This window comes from Pseudomonas sp. VD-NE ins (genome assembly GCF_031882575.1).
Taxonomy (GTDB): Bacteria; Pseudomonadota; Gammaproteobacteria; order Pseudomonadales; family Pseudomonadaceae; genus Aquipseudomonas; species Aquipseudomonas fluorescens_BZ.
This window is the reverse complement of record NZ_CP134772.1, coordinates 6062150-6081752: the sequence shown is the minus strand read 5'-3', so window position 1 is coordinate 6081752 and position 19603 is coordinate 6062150. Positions and strand designations below refer to the sequence as shown.

At 60.2% G+C, this 19603-nt stretch carries 18 protein-coding genes; 10 read left to right on the top strand and 8 right to left on the bottom strand.

Annotated elements, in window-relative coordinates; all coding sequences use genetic code 11:
• Positions 1-3: 3 nt before the first annotated feature.
• The 5 genes from RMV17_RS27200 (at position 4) to fdhA (ending at position 6648) form a co-directional block, all read left to right on the top strand.
• Positions 4-333 (top strand): sarcosine oxidase subunit delta, encoded by a 330-nt coding sequence (locus RMV17_RS27200; protein WP_007913119.1) that lies wholly within the window; start codon positions 4-6, stop codon positions 331-333.
• The gene (locus RMV17_RS27195) at positions 330-3347 is read left to right on the top strand and encodes a sarcosine oxidase subunit alpha (protein WP_311883894.1); all 3018 of its coding nucleotides are present in this window, start codon (positions 330-332) and stop codon (positions 3345-3347) included. The genes RMV17_RS27200 and RMV17_RS27195 overlap by 4 nt, the downstream gene beginning before the upstream one ends.
• A 143-nt stretch (positions 3348-3490) precedes the next feature.
• Complete coding sequence (locus RMV17_RS27190) at positions 3491-4123, top strand: sarcosine oxidase subunit gamma (protein ID WP_034155013.1); 633 nt, start codon at positions 3491-3493, stop codon at positions 4121-4123.
• Between the two features lie 266 nt (positions 4124-4389).
• A complete protein-coding gene (purU, locus tag RMV17_RS27185) occupies positions 4390-5247 on the top strand; it encodes a formyltetrahydrofolate deformylase (protein WP_008086918.1) in 858 nt (285 codons plus the stop codon).
• Between the two features lie 201 nt (positions 5248-5448).
• Positions 5449-6648, top strand: coding sequence for a formaldehyde dehydrogenase, glutathione-independent (gene fdhA, locus RMV17_RS27180; protein ID WP_093429915.1), 1200 nt, complete (start codon positions 5449-5451; stop codon positions 6646-6648).
• 50 nt (positions 6649-6698) lie between these two features.
• Here the strand turns inward: fdhA and RMV17_RS27175 are convergent, their stop codons facing one another.
• From RMV17_RS27175 to RMV17_RS27165, 3 genes are all read right to left on the bottom strand, one after another.
• On the bottom strand, positions 6699-7019 hold the full coding sequence (locus RMV17_RS27175) for a hypothetical protein (RefSeq protein WP_311883887.1): 321 nt from the start codon (positions 7017-7019) through the stop codon (positions 6699-6701).
• A 211-nt stretch (positions 7020-7230) separates the two neighbouring features.
• On the bottom strand, positions 7231-7905 hold the full coding sequence (locus RMV17_RS27170) for an anti-sigma factor domain-containing protein (protein WP_311883885.1): 675 nt from the start codon (positions 7903-7905) through the stop codon (positions 7231-7233).
• Entirely contained in the window at positions 7902-8537 is a 636-nt protein-coding gene (locus tag RMV17_RS27165) for an RNA polymerase sigma factor (RefSeq protein WP_016983732.1), read from the bottom strand. Before RMV17_RS27165 ends, RMV17_RS27170 begins: the two co-directional genes overlap by 4 nt.
• A 150-nt stretch (positions 8538-8687) precedes the next feature.
• On the opposite strand from RMV17_RS27165, the gene RMV17_RS27160 reads away from it, so the two are divergent.
• Entirely contained in the window at positions 8688-9245 is a 558-nt protein-coding gene (locus tag RMV17_RS27160) for a DUF2780 domain-containing protein (protein ID WP_077574816.1), read from the top strand.
• A 1-nt stretch (position 9246) separates the two neighbouring features.
• Here the strand turns inward: RMV17_RS27160 and RMV17_RS27155 are convergent, their stop codons facing one another.
• Positions 9247-10134, bottom strand: a complete 888-nt coding sequence (locus RMV17_RS27155) for an acyltransferase (RefSeq protein ID WP_108225133.1) — start codon at positions 10132-10134, stop codon at positions 9247-9249.
• A 257-nt stretch (positions 10135-10391) separates the two neighbouring features.
• Here RMV17_RS27155 and RMV17_RS27150 point away from each other — a divergent pair, with 257 nt between their 5' ends.
• The 4 genes from RMV17_RS27150 (at position 10392) to creD (ending at position 14607) form a co-directional block, all read left to right on the top strand.
• Positions 10392-10895, top strand: a complete 504-nt coding sequence (locus RMV17_RS27150; protein ID WP_095050277.1) for an ATP-dependent zinc protease — start codon at positions 10392-10394, stop codon at positions 10893-10895.
• A gap of 73 nt (positions 10896-10968) precedes the next feature.
• Positions 10969-11649: a two-component system response regulator CreB gene (gene creB, locus RMV17_RS27145; protein WP_311883879.1), complete on the top strand. Its 681-nt coding sequence runs from the start codon at positions 10969-10971 to the stop codon at positions 11647-11649.
• Positions 11649-13067: a two-component system sensor histidine kinase CreC gene (gene creC / locus RMV17_RS27140; protein ID WP_311883877.1), complete on the top strand. Its 1419-nt coding sequence runs from the start codon at positions 11649-11651 to the stop codon at positions 13065-13067. The genes creB and creC overlap by 1 nt, the downstream gene beginning before the upstream one ends.
• Before the next feature lie 169 nt (positions 13068-13236).
• Entirely contained in the window at positions 13237-14607 is a 1371-nt protein-coding gene (creD, locus tag RMV17_RS27135; RefSeq protein WP_311883875.1) for a cell envelope integrity protein CreD, read from the top strand.
• 208 nt (positions 14608-14815) lie between these two features.
• Here creD and RMV17_RS27130 read toward each other — a convergent pair whose 3' ends face one another.
• From RMV17_RS27130 to RMV17_RS27115, 4 genes are all read right to left on the bottom strand, one after another.
• Entirely contained in the window at positions 14816-15445 is a 630-nt protein-coding gene (locus RMV17_RS27130) for a glutathione S-transferase (RefSeq protein ID WP_311883873.1), read from the bottom strand.
• 209 nt (positions 15446-15654) lie between these two features.
• Positions 15655-15834, bottom strand: coding sequence for a hypothetical protein (locus tag RMV17_RS27125; protein WP_311883871.1), 180 nt, complete (start codon positions 15832-15834; stop codon positions 15655-15657).
• Positions 15831-16961, bottom strand: a complete 1131-nt coding sequence (locus RMV17_RS27120) for a PepSY-associated TM helix domain-containing protein (protein WP_034155028.1) — start codon at positions 16959-16961, stop codon at positions 15831-15833. Before RMV17_RS27120 ends, RMV17_RS27125 begins: the two co-directional genes overlap by 4 nt.
• Before the next feature lie 74 nt (positions 16962-17035).
• Positions 17036-19462 carry a TonB-dependent siderophore receptor gene (locus RMV17_RS27115; RefSeq protein WP_311883868.1) on the bottom strand — a complete coding sequence of 809 codons (2427 nt, stop codon included), beginning with the start codon at positions 19460-19462 and terminating at the stop codon, positions 17036-17038.
• Positions 19463-19603: the final 141 nt, after the last annotated feature.

Genomic DNA, 19603 nt, shown 5'->3' with positions numbered 1-19603 from the left:
CCCATGTTGCATATCTTCTGTCCTCACTGCGGCGAACTGCGCTCCGAAGAGGAATTCCACGCATCCGGTCAGGCGCACATTCCGCGCCCGCTCGATCCAGGCGCCTGCACCGACGAGGAGTGGGGCGACTACATGTTCTTCCGCGACAACCCGCGCGGTCTGCACCACGAGCTGTGGGATCACGTTGCCGGTTGCCGTCAGTACTTCAACGTCACCCGCGACACCGTGACCTACGAGATTCTCGAAACCTACAAGATCGGCACCAAGCCGCAATTCACCGACAAGGCTGATTCGGCGAAAACAGCCACGACGGCGCTGGGAGAGAAGGTATGAGCCAGACCAATCGCCTGTCCAACGGTGGACGGATCGACCGCAACAAAGTGCTGAGCTTCACCTTCAACGGTCAGAGCTACAAAGGCTTCGAGGGTGACTCGCTGGCCGCCGCGCTGATCGCCAACGGCGTCGACATCATCGGCCGCAGCTTCAAGTACTCGCGTCCTCGTGGCATTTTCGCCGCCGGTGCCGAAGAGCCGAACGCAGTGCTGCAGATCGGTGCCACCGAAGCCACGCAGATCCCCAACGTGCGCGCCACGCAACAGGCGCTGTATCAAGGTCTGGTTGCGACCAGCACCAACGGTTGGCCGAGCGTCAACAACGACATGATGGGCATTCTCGGCAAGGTCGGCGGCAAGCTGATGCCGCCGGGTTTCTACTACAAAACCTTCATGTACCCGCAATCGTTCTGGATGACTTACGAGAAGTACATTCGCAAGGCTGCCGGTCTGGGCCGTTCGCCGACCGAGAACGATCCGGACACCTACGACTACATGAACCAGCACTGCGACGTGCTGATCGTCGGCGCTGGCCCGGCCGGTCTCGCCGCTGCCTTGGCCGCAGCACGCAGCGGTGCCCGAGTGATCCTTGCCGATGAGCAGGAAGAGTTCGGCGGCAGCCTGCTCGATTCGCGCGAAAGCCTCGACGGCAAACCGGCGATGGACTGGGTCGCCAGTGTCATCACTGAACTGAAGAACACCCCGGACGTGCTGCTGTTGCCGCGCGCCACGGTCAACGGTTACCACGACCACAACTTCCTGACTATTCACGAACGTCTTACCGATCACCTCGGTGACCGCGCGCCAATCGGTCAGGTACGTCAGCGCATTCACCGTGTGCGCGCCAAGCGTGTCGTGCTGGCGACCGGTGCTTGCGAGCGTCCGCTGGTCTACGGCAACAACGACGTGCCGGGCAACATGCTTGCCGGTGCGGTGTCGACTTACGTGCGTCGCTACGGCGTAGCACCGGGCAAGAAGCTTGTCCTCAGCACCAACAACGATCACGCGTACCGCGTTGCTCTGGACTGGCTCGACGCCAGTCTGCAAGTGGTGGCCATCGCCGATGCGCGCAGCAATCCGCGTGGTGCATTGGTGGAAGAAGCACGCGCCAAAGGCATTCGGATTCTCACTGGCAGTGCCGTGATCGAAGCCCGTGGCAGCAAGCGTGTGACCGCTGCCCGCGTTGCTGCGATTGACGTCAAAGCGCACGCCGTGACCAGTCCAGGCGAATGGCTTGATTGCGATGTGGTTGCCAGTTCCGGTGGTTACAGCCCGGTGGTTCACTTGGCTTCGCACCTCGGTGGCAAGCCGACCTGGCGCGAAGATATCCTTGGTTTCGTACCGGGCGAAGCTCCGCAGAAACGCGTGTGCGTCGGTGGTATCAACGGCGTTTACGGTCTCGGTGATTCGCTCGCCGACGGTTTTGAAGGCGGCGTGCGTGCTGCCGCTGAAGCCGGTTTCCAGACCGTTGAGGGCGTGCTGCCAAAAGCCCTGAGCCGTCACGAAGAACCGATGCTGGCGCTGTTCCAGGTGCCGCACGAAAAGAACACCGCACGGGCGCCGAAGCAATTCGTCGACCTGCAAAACGACGTGACCGCTGCGGCGATCGAACTGGCAACCCGCGAGGGTTTCGAGTCGGTCGAGCACGTCAAACGCTACACCGCGCTGGGCTTCGGCACCGATCAGGGCAAGCTCGGCAACGTCAACGGTCTGGCCATCGCCGCGCGTTCGCTGAACGTGACCATCCCGCAGATGGGCACCACGATGTTTCGTCCGAACTACACGCCGGTGACTTTCGGCGCCGTGGCCGGTCGTCACTGTGGGCACATCTTCGAACCGGTGCGTCACACCGCGCTGCATGCCTGGCATGTGAAGAACGGCGCCGAGTTTGAAGACGTCGGTCAGTGGAAGCGTCCATGGTACTTCCCGAAAAACGGTGAAGACCTGCATGCCGCCGTCAAGCGTGAATGTAAAGCCGTGCGCGACAGCGTCGGCCTGCTCGACGCCTCGACCCTCGGCAAGATCGACATTCAAGGCCCGGATGCCCGCGAGTTCCTCAACCGCGTGTACACCAACGCCTGGACCAAGCTCGACGTGGGCAAGGCTCGCTACGGTTTGATGTGCAAAGAAGACGGCATGGTCTTCGACGACGGCGTGACGGCGTGCCTGGCGGACAACCATTTCGTCATGACCACCACCACCGGCGGCGCGGCTCGCGTGCTGCAATGGCTGGAGCTGTACCACCAGACCGAATGGCCGGACATGAAGGTTTACTTCACCTCCGTCACCGACCACTGGGCGACCATGACCCTGTCCGGGCCGAACAGCCGCAAGCTGCTCAGTGCTGTGACTGACATTGATTTGAGCAACGAAGCGTTCCCGTTCATGACCTGGAAAGAAGGTCTGGTCGGCGGTGTGCCGGCGCGGGTGTTCCGCATCTCGTTCACCGGTGAGCTGTCGTACGAAGTCAACGTGCAGGCCGACTACGCGATGGGCGTGCTGGAGAAAATCGTCGAGGCGGGCAAGCAGTACAACCTGACCCCTTACGGCACTGAAACCATGCACGTACTGCGCGCCGAGAAGGGTTTCATCATTGTCGGTCAGGACACTGACGGCTCGATGACCCCGGACGACTTGAACATGGGCTGGTGCGTGGGTCGCACCAAACCGTTCTCGTGGATCGGCCAACGCGGCATGAACCGTGAAGACTGCGTGAAAGATCAACGTAAGCAACTGGTCGGTCTGAAGCCGATCGATCCGAACGTGTGGTTGCCGGAAGGTGCGCAGTTGGTGTTCAACACCAAGCAGGCGATTCCGATGACCATGGTTGGCCACGTGACTTCCAGTTACGCGCACAACTCCCTCGGTTATTCGTTTGCCATGGGTGTGGTCAAGGGCGGTCTGAAGCGCCTCGGTGAGCGGGTGTTTGCACCGCTGGCCGATGGCAGCGTGATCGAGGCGGAAATCGTTTCTTCGGTGTTCTTCGATCCGAAGGGTGATCGCCAGAACATCTGACGGCCTCAAGAACTGTGGGCGGGCGGCTATTCGCGAGCAGGCTCGCTCCCACATTCGACCGCGTTCCCCTGTGGGAGCGAGCCTGCTCGCGAAAGCGGCAGATCAGCCACCGCAGGAACCAACAGAATTCAGGAAGGTGCTTTATGACCACAGCCAATGTTTACCAACAACGCCCGACCACCGGTGCCCGTGCCGAGTCGTCGCTGCACCATGCCGACCTCGCCAGCCTGGTCGGCAAGGGTCGCAAGAACGCCGGCGTGATCGTGCGTGAAAAGAAACTCCTCGGCCATCTGACCATTCGTGGCGATGGCCACGATGCCGCTTTCGCCGCTGGCGTACATAAAGCGCTGGGCATTGAATTGCCCGGCGCGCTGAGCGTCATCGTCAAAGGCGAAACCAGCCTGCAATGGATGGGCCCGGATGAGTGGCTGCTGATCGTGCCGAGCGGTGAGGAATTCGCCGCCGAACAGAAACTGCGTGAAGCCCTGGGCGATCTGCACATCGCGATCGTCAACGTCAGCGGCGGCCAGCAAGTGCTCGAACTGAGCGGGCCGAATGTACGTCAGGTGCTGATGAAGTCGACCAGCTATGACGTGCACCCGAACAACTTCCCGGTCGGGAAAGCGGTCGGCACGGTGTTCGCCAAGTCGCAACTGATGATTCGGCATACCGCTGAAGACACTTGGGAATTGCTGATTCGTCGCAGTTTTTCGGATTACTGGTGGTTGTGGTTGCAGGATGCTTCGGCTGAGTACGGGTTGAGCGTTCAGGCCTGAAAAAGATCAAGAGCCACCCCCTCACCCCAGCCCTCCCGAAACGTCGGACCGCCCCCAAGGGGGCGAGGGGGAAAGGGAGCCGATCTCGGGCGATTTCAACAGCCGAGCCTGGCTCGCGATAGATTTTCCAGAGCTTGAATTCGGCTCGGTATTTCAGGTCGGCGTAACACGAGAGAACACCTCGGTCAGTCCCCTCTCCCTCTGGGAGAGGGCTAGGGTGAGGGAAAAACCTGACACCCCGCACAAAGAACAGGAGTCACCGCACCATGAGCCGCGCCCCAGACACATGGATTCTGACCGCCGACTGCCCCAGCGTCCTCGGCACCGTGGACGCGGTCACGCGTTTTCTGTTCGAGCAGGGCTGCTACGTCACCGAGCACCATTCGTTCGATGACCGCCTCTCCGGGCGTTTTTTCATTCGCGTGGAATTCCGTCAGCCCGACGGCTTCGACGAACAATCCTTCCGCGCCGGCCTCGCCGAACGCGGCCAGGCCTTTGGCATGATCTTCGAACTGACCGCGCCGAACTACCGGCCAAAGGTGGTGATCATGGTCTCCAAGGCCGATCACTGCCTCAACGACTTGCTCTACCGCCAGCGCATTGGCCAGTTGTCGATGGACGTCGCGGCGGTGGTCTCCAATCACCCGGACCTCAAACCGCTGGCCGACTGGCACCAGATTCCCTACTACCATTTCCCCCTCGACCCCAACGACAAACCGTCGCAGGAGCGTCAGGTGTGGCAGGTGATCGAAGAGTCCGGCGCTGAACTGGTAATCCTCGCCCGCTATATGCAGGTGTTGTCGCCGGAGCTGTGTCGCAAGCTCGATGGCAAGGCGATCAACATTCATCACTCGCTGCTGCCGGGTTTCAAGGGCGCCAAGCCGTATCACCAGGCCTACAACAAGGGCGTGAAACTGGTTGGCGCGACAGCGCATTACATCAATAACGACCTCGATGAAGGGCCGATCATTGCCCAGGGCGTCGAGGCGGTGGATCACAGTCATTACCCTGAGGATCTGATTGCCAAGGGGCGCGATATTGAAGGTCTGACGTTAGCGCGGGCGGTTGGGTATCACATCGAAAGAAGGGTGTTTTTGAACGCCAATCGTACGGTCGTTCTTTAGATCGCCATCGCTGGCAAGCCAGCTCCCACAGGATTCGGTGTTGAATTCAAATTCTGTAAACGACACAAATCCCTGTGGGAGCTGGCTTGCCAGCGATGAGGCCCTGACAGGCAACACAAGAAACAGCATCTGTACCCGAGCACTCAACGCGCTGCCTGCCTGGGCAACGCGGTTCCATAAAAACAACAGCGAGGTGAAAGCATGTCTGGCAATCGTGGTGTGGTGTATCTCGGCGCTGGCAAGGTCGAAGTACAGAAAATCGACTATCCGAAAATGCAGGACCCGCGCGGTCGCAAGATCGAGCACGGGGTCATTCTCAAAGTAGTTTCTACCAACATCTGCGGCTCCGACCAACACATGGTGCGCGGCCGTACCACGGCGCAGACCGGTCTGGTGCTGGGCCACGAGATCACCGGTGAGGTGATCGAGAAAGGCTCCGACGTCGAGAACCTGAAAATCGGTGACCTGGTCTCCGTACCGTTCAACGTGGCTTGCGGGCGCTGCCGTTCCTGCAAAGAGCAACACACCGGCGTCTGCCTGACCGTCAACCCGGCCCGAGCTGGCGGTGCTTACGGTTACGTCGACATGGGCGACTGGACCGGTGGCCAGGCCGAGTACGTGCTGGTGCCGTACGCCGACTTCAACCTGCTGAAACTGCCGGACCGCGACAAGGCCATGGAGAAAATCCGCGACCTGACCTGCCTCTCCGACATCCTCCCGACCGGTTACCACGGCGCCGTCACTGCCGGCGTTGGTCCGGGCAGCACCGTTTACATTGCCGGCGCCGGTCCGGTCGGTCTGGCCGCTGCCGCTTCTGCGCGTCTATTGGGGGCGGCGGTGGTGATCGTCGGCGACGTCAACACCATCCGCCTGGCTCACGCCAAGGCTCAAGGTTTTGAAATCGTCGACCTGTCCAAGGACACCCCGCTGCACGAACAGATCGCCGCATTGCTGGGCGAGCCGGAAGTGGATTGCGCAGTGGACTGCGTTGGTTTCGAAGCACGCGGCCACGGCCACGACGGCGTCAAAGCCGAAGCGCCAGCCACTGTGCTCAACTCGCTGATGGGCGTGGTGCGTGTGGCTGGCAAGATCGGTATCCCCGGCCTGTACGTCACCGAAGATCCGGGTGCTGTCGATGCCGCTGCGAAAATGGGCAGCCTGAGCATTCGCTTCGGTCTGGGCTGGGCCAAGTCGCATAGCTTCCACACTGGCCAGACGCCAGTGATGAAGTACAACCGCCAACTGATGCAGGCGATCATGTGGGATCGCATCAACATCGCCGAAGTGGTGGGCGTGCAGGTGATCAGCCTCGATCAGGCGCCGGAAGGGTATGGCGAGTTCGATGCGGGCGTGCCGAAGAAGTTTGTGATTGATCCGCATAAGTTGTTCAGCGCGGCGTAAGTTGTACGACTTAAAAAAGGGCAATCCGGTGGATTGCCTTTTTTTGGTCCTTACTTTTTCTTTTCTTTGAATGCGCATTTGCTGGCGTCACCGTCAGCCGTGGCACATTCATCATTTGTCCAACCGCTTCCAGTGGCTTTAACTGGGGTGTCATTCCTGTAACCGGCCGACACCCCGACGTTGTTTTTGCCTTCATACCGGCAAATGACAACCGAGTTGGCAGTATTTTTGTCTTTGAGGCGTGCAGACGTGAAGGTGAAATCCTCGGCATCTTGGGAGTGGCTCACCGAGATTGTTGGACAAGTAGCTGCATAGGCGGTGCTCATCATGACCAGCGTCATCAGGACACCTGAGACAACTTTCATCTTCATATTTTGTACTCCGTTACTTAAATGGGAGCCGCAATGTTCGCGTGGATGATGAGTGGCGCCTACTGTCAGATCTGACAGGTATCTAGATGATTTTGAAATATTGATTTGCTCGTCAAGCCACTAAATGGCCTAAAAGATCGCAGCCTTCGGCAGCTCCTACACGGGATTTATGTAGGAGCTGCCGAAGGCTGCGATCTTTTGATCTTGGCAATTAGAGGGCTGCCAAAGCACCCTGATAAAGAACCGGTCCAGTCGGCTGCCCGGTCGGCGAACCACCTTTAGGCTCAAGACTTACTGCCAGCGCAATCGGTTTACCGATCAACGCTTTCTGCACCTCGCTCAGCTCAACCTTGCCTTTGCCCCCCGCCGGAATCACCCCCAGCGAGATCGGTTTTCCATCAGCCGGAATCGCCCACAGTTCAAGGCTGCGATCCGCATCAACCGCCTCCAGCGTCAACGGCTCGACTTGCAGGTAATCCGCATGCGCTTCGACCTTCAGCGCCGGTTGCGCATCGGCGGTCAGCAGGGTGGCGCGGTAGCGGGCGTCGTCGCGGTTGTACAGCGAGCCGAGGAAGACCAGCAACACGATCGAACACAGCGCAGCGGTAACCCGTAGCCAGTTCCAGAACGGCCGCTTCTCGGGCACATGCAGCACTTGCGGTTCGATCCGCGCGGTAATGCCTTGCCACACTCGGTCGGGCACGGGATGTTCCGGCAGCGCTTCGGTGAGAGAGGCGAGGCTTTCCTGCCATTGCGCCAGTTCAGCTCGCAACACAGCGTCGTCCAGCAGCAATTGTTCAAACCGCCGCCGCGCAGGCGCAGCCATCAACCCGATCGCGTAATCGGCAGCCAGGGCGCGGCGCAGGGCTGGGGTCTGGTAGTTCATGATTCAAGGCACCGGCGCAGACGTTCCATGCCACGACGGATCCACGATTTCACCGTTCCCAGTGGCGTGGCGAGATGTTCGGCGAGTTCCGTGCACGACAATCCCTGAAAGTAGGCCACGGTGATCGACTGGCGCTGCATGCCGTCGAGGGTTTCCAGGCAGCGATTCAGCGCGTTGGCCTCACGGGCGCTGTTCAGTTGGTCGTGAGCCGAGGGGCTTTCGTCTGGCAGTGTGTCCTGTTCGAGATCGGTCAGTGGCCGGTCACGGTGTTTGCGCAACTGGTCGATGGCCTGATTGCGGGTGATGTTGATCATCCACGTCAACGGCGCCGACAGGTGCGCTTCGTAGCGCGAGGCGTTGTTCCAGATGCGCACGAAGCTTTCCTGCAGCACTTCCTCGGCCAGATCGGTGCGGCCCATAAAACGCAGGGCCACGCCGTGCAGACGCGGGCCGACGCTGCGGTACAGCTTTTCGAAGGCGCGACGATCACCCAGTGCACACTGGGCCAGCAGCTGTCGCAGCTGATCGGTGTCGGCGATGGAAATGACGACTCTCCAAGCAAGAGTGAGCGCGCGAGGGCGAGACTCGGACTGTTCACAGGCTAGTTCAGCGACAGCGGTTGTGCCATTCATCGCGAAGGTGTCCGGGATTTCACGTTTTATATACGCAGGCCGGACGAAAATGGATGCGCCGCGCCGGAACATGCCGGCGGATACCCGGTCAAACCGGCAGTTTCACTGCCCGTTCAACGGGTGGTTTTCACAGCGCAAGAGGATGTCTGAATGAAGATTTCACGCGGTATTGCCTTGGCTTCACTGATGACCCTTGCGGCCAGCCCGGTATTTGCTGGTTTCAGCCTCGACGACGTGACCAAGGCTGCTGCCAGCATGCAGGGCGGCAACGCGGCCACCGCTGCGGCTCCGACCTCGGAAACCGCCGGTCTGCTGCAAGCCGTCACCGGTCTGGGTGTGACGCCGCAGCAAGCCGTCGGCGGCACCAGCGCCATGCTGGGCCTGGCCAAGAACCAGTTGAGCAGCACCGATTATTCACAGTTGGCCAAAGAAGTGCCGGGCATCGACAAACTGTCGGGCGGTAGCGGCAACCTGGCGGCGTTGAGCGGATTGCTCGGTCAGTCCGGCAAGTCCGCCGGTCTGGAAAACGCACTGGGTAACGTCAAGGACACCAATGACCTGAACAACGCTTTCGGCGCCTTGGGCATGGACAGCGGCATGGTCGGCCAGTTTGCCCCGGTGCTGCTCAAGTATCTGGGTGATCAAGGCGTCGGCGGCCCGTTGCTGCAAAGCCTGGGCAGCATCTGGGGCGCCGGCACCGGTAGCTGATTCAGCCGCGTTCGCCGCGCAGTTCGGCGATGCGCTGATCCTTCTCGCTCCAGAGTTGGTTGACCCAGCTCTGGACCGTCTGGCGAAACGCTGGATCATTCTCGTAATCACCCTGCCACAGCGCCGGGTCGAGTTCGCGGGTCTTGATGTCGATGATCACGCGCGGCACGTTGCCGCTGATCAAATCCCAGAAGCCCGGGATGTTCGCCTGTGGGTAAACCACCGTGACATCGAGAATCGCATCCAGCTGTTCACCCATCGCTGCCAACACGAACGCCACGCCGCCGGCCTTGGGCTTGAGCAAGTGGTTGAACGGTGATTGCTGCTGCGCGCTTTTCGCGACGGTGTAGCGTGTACCTTCCAGATAATTGACCACGGTCACCGGCTGACGCTTGAACAGCTCGCAGGCCTGTTTGGTGATTTCCAGATCCTTGCCGGCCAGCTCCGGGTGCTTCGCCAGAAACGCCTTGGTGTAGCGCTTCATGAACGGGTAATCCAGCGCCCACCACGCCAGCCCCAGAAACGGCACCCAGATCAGTTCTTTCTTGAGGAAGAATTTGAAGAACGGCGTGCGCCGGTTCAGCGTCTGGATCAGCGCCGGAATATCGACCCACGACTGGTGGTTGCTGACCACCAGATACGAGGTGTCGCCGCGCAAGTCTTCACCGCCGCGAATGTCCCACTGGGTGGGAATGCACAGGCGGAAAATCAGCTTGTCGATTTCCGCCCAGGTCTCGGCGATCCACATCACCGCGCCCGACGCGTAATCCCGCCAGCGGCCTGGTGCGACCAGTTTGAGCAGGGCAAACACCAGCAACGGCCCGATCAGGATCAGGGTGTTGAGCAACAGCAGCAGGGTGACGAAACAGCCGGTGAGCAGGCGGCGCATAAGCAACTCTTTGCAAACGGATGGGCGCGCCATGATAAGCAGCTTCGCGCGGCAGGCCAAATCGGCGGTGACGAATGTTTCACTTTCGTCGCGTTAACCTGATCGTTCCCACGCTCTGCGTGGTAACGCCGCCCGGGACGCTCCGCGTCCCTGTGGCGCGCCGCGTCACTGGATGCATGCCCACGCAGAGCGTGGGAACGATCAAGCGCGCAACGGTCTAAAATCCCGTTGCCCCACCTCTCAAGGAAGCCCCATACGTGAAATCCCTCCTTGCACTGTTTGCCCTCGTCGCCCTGCCGGTCATGGCCGCCGAGCCGACCCTGTACGGGCGCTACGAATACATTGCGCTGCCGGAAATCGGCGGTGAAGTGCTCAAGGCCAAGATGGACACCGGCGCACTGACTGCTTCGCTGTCGGCCAAAGACATTGAAACCTTCACCCGTGATGGCGACGAATGGGTGCGTTTCCGCCTCGCCACCAAAGACGCCAGCAACAAGGTCTACGAACACAAGGTCGCGCGCATCAGCAAGATCAAGAGCCGTTCGGATGAAGAGGACGAGGGCGAAAGCACCGAAGTCGCCAAGCGCCCGGTGGTCGATCTGGAGCTGTGCCTGGGTAACGTCAAGCGTACCGTTGAGGTCAACCTGACCGACCGCAGCAACTTCAATTACCCATTGCTGATCGGTGCCAAGGCCTTGCGTGAATTCGGCGCGGCAGTGAACCCGGCGCGGCGCTTCACCGCCGACAAACCGGACTGCTGAACCAAGTGGTCTCATTGACGTAACGTCAGGCTTGGGGCACCGTTCGCGCACTTAACCCACGGGCTCGGACGCCATGCCTCATATCCTGATTGTCGAAGACGAAGCGGCGATTGCCGACACGCTGATTTTTGCCTTGCAGGGCGAGGGCTTCACCACCACGTGGTTGAGCCTCGGCGCGGCGGCGTTGGAGCATCAGCGGCAGACTCCGGCCGATCTGATCATCCTCGACATCGGCCTGCCGGACATCAGCGGTTTTGAGACTTGCAAGCAGCTGCGGCGCTTCAGCGAAGTGCCGGTGCTGTTCCTCAGCGCCCGGGATGCCGAGATTGATCGCGTGGTGGGCCTGGAAATTGGTGCCGACGACTACGTGGTCAAGCCGTTCAGCCCGCGTGAAGTCGCGGCGCGGGTCAAGGCCATCCTTAAACGCATGGCGCCACGCCCGGCGATTGAAGCCACTTCCGCGCTGTTCCGTGTCGATCCGGAACGGATTCAAATCCTTTATCGCGGCCAGACGTTGAGCCTGACCCGCCACGAATTCCGCCTGCTGCAATGCCTGCTCGAACAACCCGAGCGAGTGTTCAGTCGCGAGCAATTGCTCGACGCGCTGGGCGTCGCCGCTGACGCCGGTTACGAGCGCAGCATCGACAGCCACATCAAAAGCGTGCGCGCCAAGTTGCGTCTGGTGCGTGCCGACGCCGAGCCGATCCAGACCCATCGCGGCCTCGGTTACAGCTACAGCCCGGGGCACAGCTGATGTCGCTGGGGCTGCGGATCTTTCTGGTGTATGTGCTGTTTGTCGGCCTGACCGGTTATTTTGTGCTCAACACGGTGATGGAAGAAATCCGCCCCGGCGTGCGCCAGTCCACCGAAGAAACCCTGGTCGATACCGCTAACCTGATGGCGGAAATCCTGCGGGACGATTTCAAGGCTGGCACCCTCAGCGAGAACCGCTGGCCCGAATTGCTGCGTGCCTATGGCGAGCGCCAACCGCAAGCGACCATCTGGGGCTTGCCGAAAAATCAGGTCAACCACCGGATCTACATGACTGACGCCAAGGGCATCGTGGTGCTCGATTCCAGCGGCGTCGCGGTCGGTCAGGATTATTCGCGCTGGAACGACGTCTACCTGACCTTGCGTGGCGAGTATGGTGCGCGCTCCAGTCGCAGCGATCCGGATGATCCGGCATCTTCAGTCATGCATGTCGGCGCGCCGATCCGCGACAACGGGCAGATTATCGGCGTGGTCACCGTGGCCAAACCCAATAGCTCTTTACAGCCTTACGTGGATCGCACCGAACGGCGCTTGCTGTTTTACGGCGCCGGGTTGATCGGCCTCGGTTTGTTGTTCGGTGCGTTGTTGTCATGGTGGTTGAGTCGTGCGCTGCACCGTCTGACCGGTTATGCCCAAGCGGTGAGCGAGGGCCGGCGGGTGGAAGTGCCGCATTACCGTGGCGGTGAACTGGAACAGCTCGCCACAGCGGTTGAGCAGATGCGCACACAACTGGAAGGCAAGGCCTACGTCGAGCGCTATGTGCACACGCTGACCCATGAACTGAAAAGTCCGCTGGCGGCAATTCGTGGCGCGGCGGAGTTGCTGCAAGGCGACATGCCGCCGGTTCAGCGATTGCGCTTTGTCGGCAACATCGACAGTGAAAGTGCGCGGATGCAACAGTTGATCGAACGGTTGTTGAATCTGGCGCAGGTGGAGCAACGTCAGGACCTGGGGGAACGGGTCGCGGTGCCGTTGACGGTCTTGGTCGATGAGTTATTGCAAGGTCAGGCGGCGCGGATCGAGGGCAAGCAATTGCGGATCGAGCAGACGATTGCGGCGGATCTGCTGCTGATGGGCGAGCCGTTTCTGTTGCGTCAGGCGTTGGGCAATCTGCTCGAAAATGCGCTGGATTTCTCCCCGGTAGAGGGGCTGCTGCGGTTCTGTGCCGAGCGGGTTGGCGAGCAGATCGAATTTCGATTGTTCAATGAAACGGCGCCGATACCTGACTACGCCTTGCCGCGTTTGACTGAGCGCTTCTACTCGTTGCCGCGTCCGGACAGTGGGCGTAAAAGCACCGGGTTGGGGCTTAACTTCGTTGAAGAGGTGGTCAAGTTGCATGGTGGGTCGATGCAGATTCGTAATGTCGAAAGTGGTGTTGAGGTGACATTGCGCTTGCCTTGATTCCGTCAAAAGATCGCAGCCTTCGGCAGCTCCTACATAGGGTTGCGTACACCTGTAGGAGCTGCCGAAGGCTGCGATCTTTTGATCTTTCCACACAATCTCCACATTCCCCCCACATACCCCTCATAAAGCACCAGCAGACTCTGCCCATCCAAACAGGGAGAGTCCCATGAACAAGAATCTGACGATAAAGCTCGGCGCCATCGCCGTGCTGATCCTGCTGTTGCTGATCCCGTTATTGATGATCGACGGCGTCATTGACGAGCGCCAACAGTTGCGTGATGGCGTGCTCGAAGACATCGCCCGCAGCTCCAGCTACAGCCAGCAACTGAGCGGCCCGGTGATGGTGGTGCCGTATCGCAAAGTGATTCACAACTGGAAAACCAACGACAAAACCAATCAGCGCTATGACGAACCGAGCGAAGAACGCGGCCGGTTGTATTTCCTGCCGGAGCGTTTCGAACTCGACGGCCAGGTGCAAACCGAACTGCGTGCGCGGGGTATTTATGAGGCGCGGCTGTTCCACGCCGACAACCGCATCAATGGCCATTTCTCGTTGCCAGCACAATTGGGCATCAGAGAAGACTTCAGCGATTACCAGTTCGATGCACCGTTTCTTGCGGTCGGCATCAGCGACATTCGCGGCATCGAAAATGCGCTGAAACTGGAACTCGATGGTCAGCGCCTGGACTTTGTTCCCGGTACTCAAGTCGGCTGGCTTGGTGAAGGCGTGCGAGTGACATTGCCGCCGCTCGACACCAGCAAAACCACCGAGTTGAGCTTTGGATTTGACCTGCGCCTGCAAGGCACCGGTTCGTTGCAAGTGTTGCCAGTGGGCAAGAGCAGCAGTGTCAGCCTCACCGCCAACTGGCCGCATCCGAGTTTCATCGGCAACTTCCTGCCGGGCAAACGTGAGATCAATGATCAGGGTTTCAGCGCCGATTGGCAGACCACGTTTTTCTCCACCAACCTGCAAGACGCCATGAGCCGTTGCGTGAGCAGCAATGATTGCGAGGCGTTCAACGGTCGCAGCTTCGGTGTGAGCTTCATCGATCCGGTGGATCAGTACCTGAAGAGCGACCGGGCGATCAAATATGCGCTGCTGTTCATCGTCCTGACGTTCGCTGGTTTCTTCCTCTTCGAAGTGCTCAAGAGTCTTGCTGTGCACCCGGTGCAATACGCGCTGGTCGGTGTGGCGCTGGCGTTCTTTTATCTGTTGCTGCTGTCGTTGTCGGAGCACATTGGTTTTGCCCTGGCGTATTTGTTGTCGGCCAGTGCTTGTGTGCTGTTGATCGGGTTTTATGTCTGCCACGTGTTACGCAGTGTGCGCCATGGTTTGAGTTTTTCGGCGGGGCTGGCGGCGTTGTATGGCCTGCTCTATGGCTTGCTGAGCGCCGAGGATTACGCGTTGTTGATGGGCTCGTTGTTGCTGTTCGGTTTGCTCGGTGTGTTCATGGTGCTGACGCGCAAACTGGATTGGTACGGGATCGGGCAGAAACCGGCCAAGCCGCTGGAGTTTGATGTGGGGACGATGCAATGAGCCGGTCGCTGGGGTTGCGTGAGGATCAGTGCTGGAAGGATGAGCTGGTGACGCGGATTATCGGTTTTTTGCCTGTGGAACCGAGGGGGTGCCATCGCTGGCAAGCCAGCTCCCACAATGAGTTCGGTGATGACATAAATCCCCGATCTAGCACAAATCCTGTGGGAGCTGGCTTGCCAGCGAAGAGGCCGGAACAGGCGCCGCCGATTTAAGGTTTGGGCATGGTCGCGATCATGGACGGTCGCTGACTCACTTCAAAAAACCAGTTGGCCAGTTGCGGGTTGGCATCACGCCAGCCCAGATCCGGGAAACGCAGGTCGAGGTAACCCAGTGCACAACCGACGCTGATGGCGGCCACATCGAAATGGCTGGTCAGCTCGGCAATCGCATTCTCTTCCAATACAGCGAGGGCGCGGCGGATCTTGTCGCGCTGAGCCTCGAGCCATTCGTCCCAATGTTTTTCCGGAGCACGCAGGACCATTTCATAACGCACCATCACCGACGCATCCATGATCCCGTCGGCCATCGAGGCCAGGGTCAGACGCCGCCAGCGCGCCGCACCTTCGCGCGGGATCAGCGGATTGCCGACGTGTTGTTGGTCGAGGTATTCGAGGATCACACGGCTGTCATGGATGACATTGCCGTCGGCCAGACGCAGCGCGGGAATCTTGCCCAGCGGGTTGTCGGCATTGAGCTCGGCGCTCGGGCTGACCGGGCTGAGCACGCAGTCTTGCAAGGCGACGCGATCCTGCTGGCCGGTCTCGTGCAGCAACACCATCACTTTGCGCACGAACGGGGAGAGCGTGTTGTGGTACAGGGTCATGCTGGGGGCGGACATTGGCAAACCTCGGTGATCGTCGAAGAGCAGGTGGTTAGCCTAGTCAGAACCGCGATGGCTGGCGAGGGAATTTATGGCGCCCATCCGGCCGTCATCGCTGGCAAGCCAGCTCCCACAGGTTTTTGCAGTGAACACACATTTCAGGCCCAGCAGAGCTCCTTGTGGGAGCTGGCTTGCCAGCGATGAGGCCATCACCGACAGCACAAAAACTACCTGCGCTGCAGCAATCCCCTGATCGCCAGAAAGGCCGGCACACCCAGACCAACCCAGCTCAACGCATCCCAAATCCCATCCCCAAGCAACGCCGCAAACAACCCCGCTGCACTCAGCAACGCAATCACGATCGGCGTGCTGAACACCTTCCAGAAATTCGACTGACGTGGCTTCATGCAGACGCCTCCGCCGTTTCCAGCACAGGTTTCGCCGCTTTGCGCCGCACTACCCACAAATACACGCCACTGCCGAGGACGATGATGGTCAGCACATCAAGCGTGGCCCAGAGGATTTTCATCGGCATGCCGCCGTAGTCACCGAAGTGCAGCGGCTGCGACATGCCCATGGCGTCCATGTACCACGGCCGTTCGGCCACGGCGGTGACTTGCAGTGTAGTGGCGTCGATCAGCACTGGTGTCAGCAAATGCGAGGTCAGGTGCGTGCCGCCCTTCATGAACACCGAGTAATGGTGTTCGCTGGAAAACCGTGTGCCGGGGAAAGCGATGAAATCCGGCTTCATGTCCGGTGCCACTTCGCCAGCGATATCGAGCAAACGCGTGGCCGGTGCCAGATGTGTCAGTGGCGGGGCATCGCGATAAGGTGCGATCAAGGTGTTCAGTGCATCGTTGCGCCAGGCCGCGATCAACAAGTCGGCGCACGCGCTGATCACGCCGGTCACGCCCACCACCAGCGCCCAGGTCAGGGTGACGACACCGATCAGGTTGTGCAGGTCGAGCCAGCGCAGGCGGGTGGATTTGTCCTGACGCACGGTGCCGAACTTCAAGCGGCGCATGAACGGCAGGTACAACACTGTCCCGGATACGATGGCCACGACAAACAGCAGCCCCATGAACGCCAGCAGCAACTTGCCCGGCAGCCCGGCAAACATGTCGACGTGCAGGCGCAGGATAAACAGCATCAAACCACCGTTGGCCGACGGGGTTTCCAGCGCTTCACCGGTACGCGCGTCGAGCATGAAGGTGTGCGAGGAGTTCGGCTCAGTGCCGGCGGTTTTCGCCATGATCGTCAGTACGGCATTCGGTTCGTCATCATCGAAACCGAAGTACTGCACGACTTCATCGGGACGATGTTTCTCTGCGGCCTCGACCAGTTGCGCCAGATTCAGCCGTGGCGTGTCGGCCGGCATCTCGCGCACTTCGGGTGCATCGCCGAGCAGATGTTCGATCTCGTGATGGAAAATAAGCGGCAAACCGGTCAGTGCCAGCATCAGCAAAAACACGGTGCAGACCAGGCTGGTCCAGGTATGAACGAACGACCAGCGGCGGATTGTTTTACTTTTCATTTCATGACCTTCAAAAACACCAAAGCCGTCCGCGAAGGACGGCCTGGTCACAGGGCCTGTTTCAGCTCAATCGCTTACCACTTGTAAGTGGCGCTGGCGACGACACTGCGCGTGTCGCCGTAGTAGCAGTAGAAGCTGTCGCAGGTGGAAATGTATTCCTTGTCGAACAGGTTGGTTGCGTTGAGTGCCAGCGACGCGCCTTTGAGGCTGTTGTCCAGACGGCCGAGGTCGTAATGCACGCTCGCGTCGAACACGGTGTAGGCGTCCGCCTTGCCCAGCCAGGTGTTGGCCTTGTCGCCGTAGGTGTTGCCGGTGTAACGCACGCCACCGCCAATGCCGAAGCCGTCGAGGACGCCGGCGTGCCAGGTGTAATCGGTCCACAGCGAGGCTTGCTGGTTCGGCATCAGTTGCAGGCGATTGCCCTTGTCGACGCCATTCTGCACTTCCGATTTTGCCAGGGTGTAGGCAGCAATGACTTTCAGGTTATCGGTGACGTCGGAAACCGCTTCCAGCTCCAGGCCTTTGACTTTCACTTCCCCGGTCTGGCTGGTGATCGACACGTTGTTGACGAAGGTGTTGACCGAAACGTTCTTCTGGGTGAGGTCATACACGGCGGCGGTCAGCAGGGTTTTGCTGCCCGGTGGCTGGTACTTGATGCCCAGTTCCCACTGCTTGCCTTCGGTCGGTTTGAGTGAGCCGGTCGAAGTGGCGTCGGCACCCGTGGTCGGCTGGAAGGACTCGGCGTACGACAGGTACGGCACGAAACCGTTGTCGAAGACATAGCTGAGCGCGGCGTTGCCGCTGAACGCCTTGTCACGCTGGGTGTTGGTGGCATCGCCCTTGTTGATGAACTTGGTGCTGGTGTGCACCCAGTCTTCACGGCCGCCGAGGGTCAGGCGCCACTGGTCGAGGGCCATCTGGTCCTGGATGTACAGGCCGGTCTGGTAGGTCTTCTGGTCGTAATCGTAAAACGCTGTCGAGCGCGCCGGGCGTACGATCGGCTGGCCGTAGATCGGGGTGATCACGTTGGTGGTCAGGCCGTCACCGAAGATCGAGGTGTAGTTGGTGTTGCTGCGCTGGTGATCAAGGCCCAGCAGCAGGGTGTGGCGGATGTCGCCCGTGGCGAAGTCGGCCTGGAAGTTGTTGTCCACGGCGAACTGGCTGATATCTTCTTCGACGCTGGTGCTGGTGCGCCCGACATTGCCTTGATCATCCACTTCGGTGAATGGGTACGACCCCGGCGTCAGCGACTGGAACGACAGATCCGACTTGGTGTAACGCAGGTTTTGCTTGAACTGCCAGACATCGTTCAGACGATTTTCGAAGGCGTAGCCCAGCGCGTAGTAGGTGCGATCGTAATATTCCCAGTCCGGATCACCCAGATTCTTGTGGTGGGAAATATCACCGAACGGTGACTTGATCTTGGTGCCCTGCACCGGCAGGAACTGGCTGGTGATACCGGTATCGTCGCGGGTGAACTGGCTCAGCAGGGTGAGCTTGGTGTCGTCGTCGATGTTCCAGGTCAGGCTCGGCGCGATGTTGTAGCGCTTGTTGTCGACGTGATCGACCTGCGTGCCGCTGTCGCGCACCACACCGCTGAGGCCATAGAGAAACTGGCCGGCATCGTCGATCTTGCCGGTGCTGGCGAAGTTGATCTGGCGGTGGTTGTCGCTGCCGTATTGCAGCTGGATTTCGTTGCTGGCTTCAGCGCTTGGGCGACGGCTGACCATGTCGAGCAGGCCGCCCGGTGGGGTCTGGCCGTAAACCGAGGAGGCCGGGCCGCGCAGCAGGGCGAGGCGGTCGAGGTTCCAGGTTTCCTGTTTCGGGTTGGCGTACACGCCTTTCGGCAGCGGCAGGCCGTCGAGGAACTGGGTCGGTTCGAAACCGCGCACACGCAGCCAGTCGGCGCGGGTGTCGCTGCCGTAGCTGCTGGCGGTGATGCCCGGCATGTAGCGCACGGCGTCGTCGAGGCTGTGCACGCTGCGGTCGTCCATTTGCTGGCGAGTCGCGACGGAGATTGATCGCGGTGCTTCGACCAATGCGGTGTCGGTCTTGGTGCCGGCGGCGGTGCGGGTGGCGGTGTAGCCTTCGACCGGGCCCCAGGCGCTTTCGAAGTTTTCCACGCCGATGACGGAAGTTTCCGGCAGGGCCAGCGTTCCTTCAGGCACGGCGACCAAGGTGTAAGTGCCGGTATTGCTTTGTTCCAGTTGCAGACCGGTGCCACGCAGGGCCGCACGCAGAGCGCCAGCCGCGTCGTACTGGCCGTTGACCGGTGCTGAGGTCTTGCCTGCCGCCAGCGACGGATTGAGCGAAAGCGCGATGCCACCCTGGCTGGCGATCTGATTCAGCGTGGTCGACAGTGGTGCCGCCGGCAGATTGTAGGCGCGCACGCTGGACGCTTGTTCAGCGGCAAGCAACGGACTGCTGATCAGCGGCGCGCTGAGCGCGATGGCGACGGCCAGCAGACTGGGGCGCAACAAGGTGTCTAGCGAACGGGACATACGGCGGCTCCTGAATGGAAATATTTCTCAATTGCCTGTGTGCCGGATGAAAAGCAGAAAGTGATAGGGCTGGATGAAAATAATTTCGATTAACTGGAAATGGGGCTGCTGATTCGCCTGGCAACCTGAGTTCTACGGAGC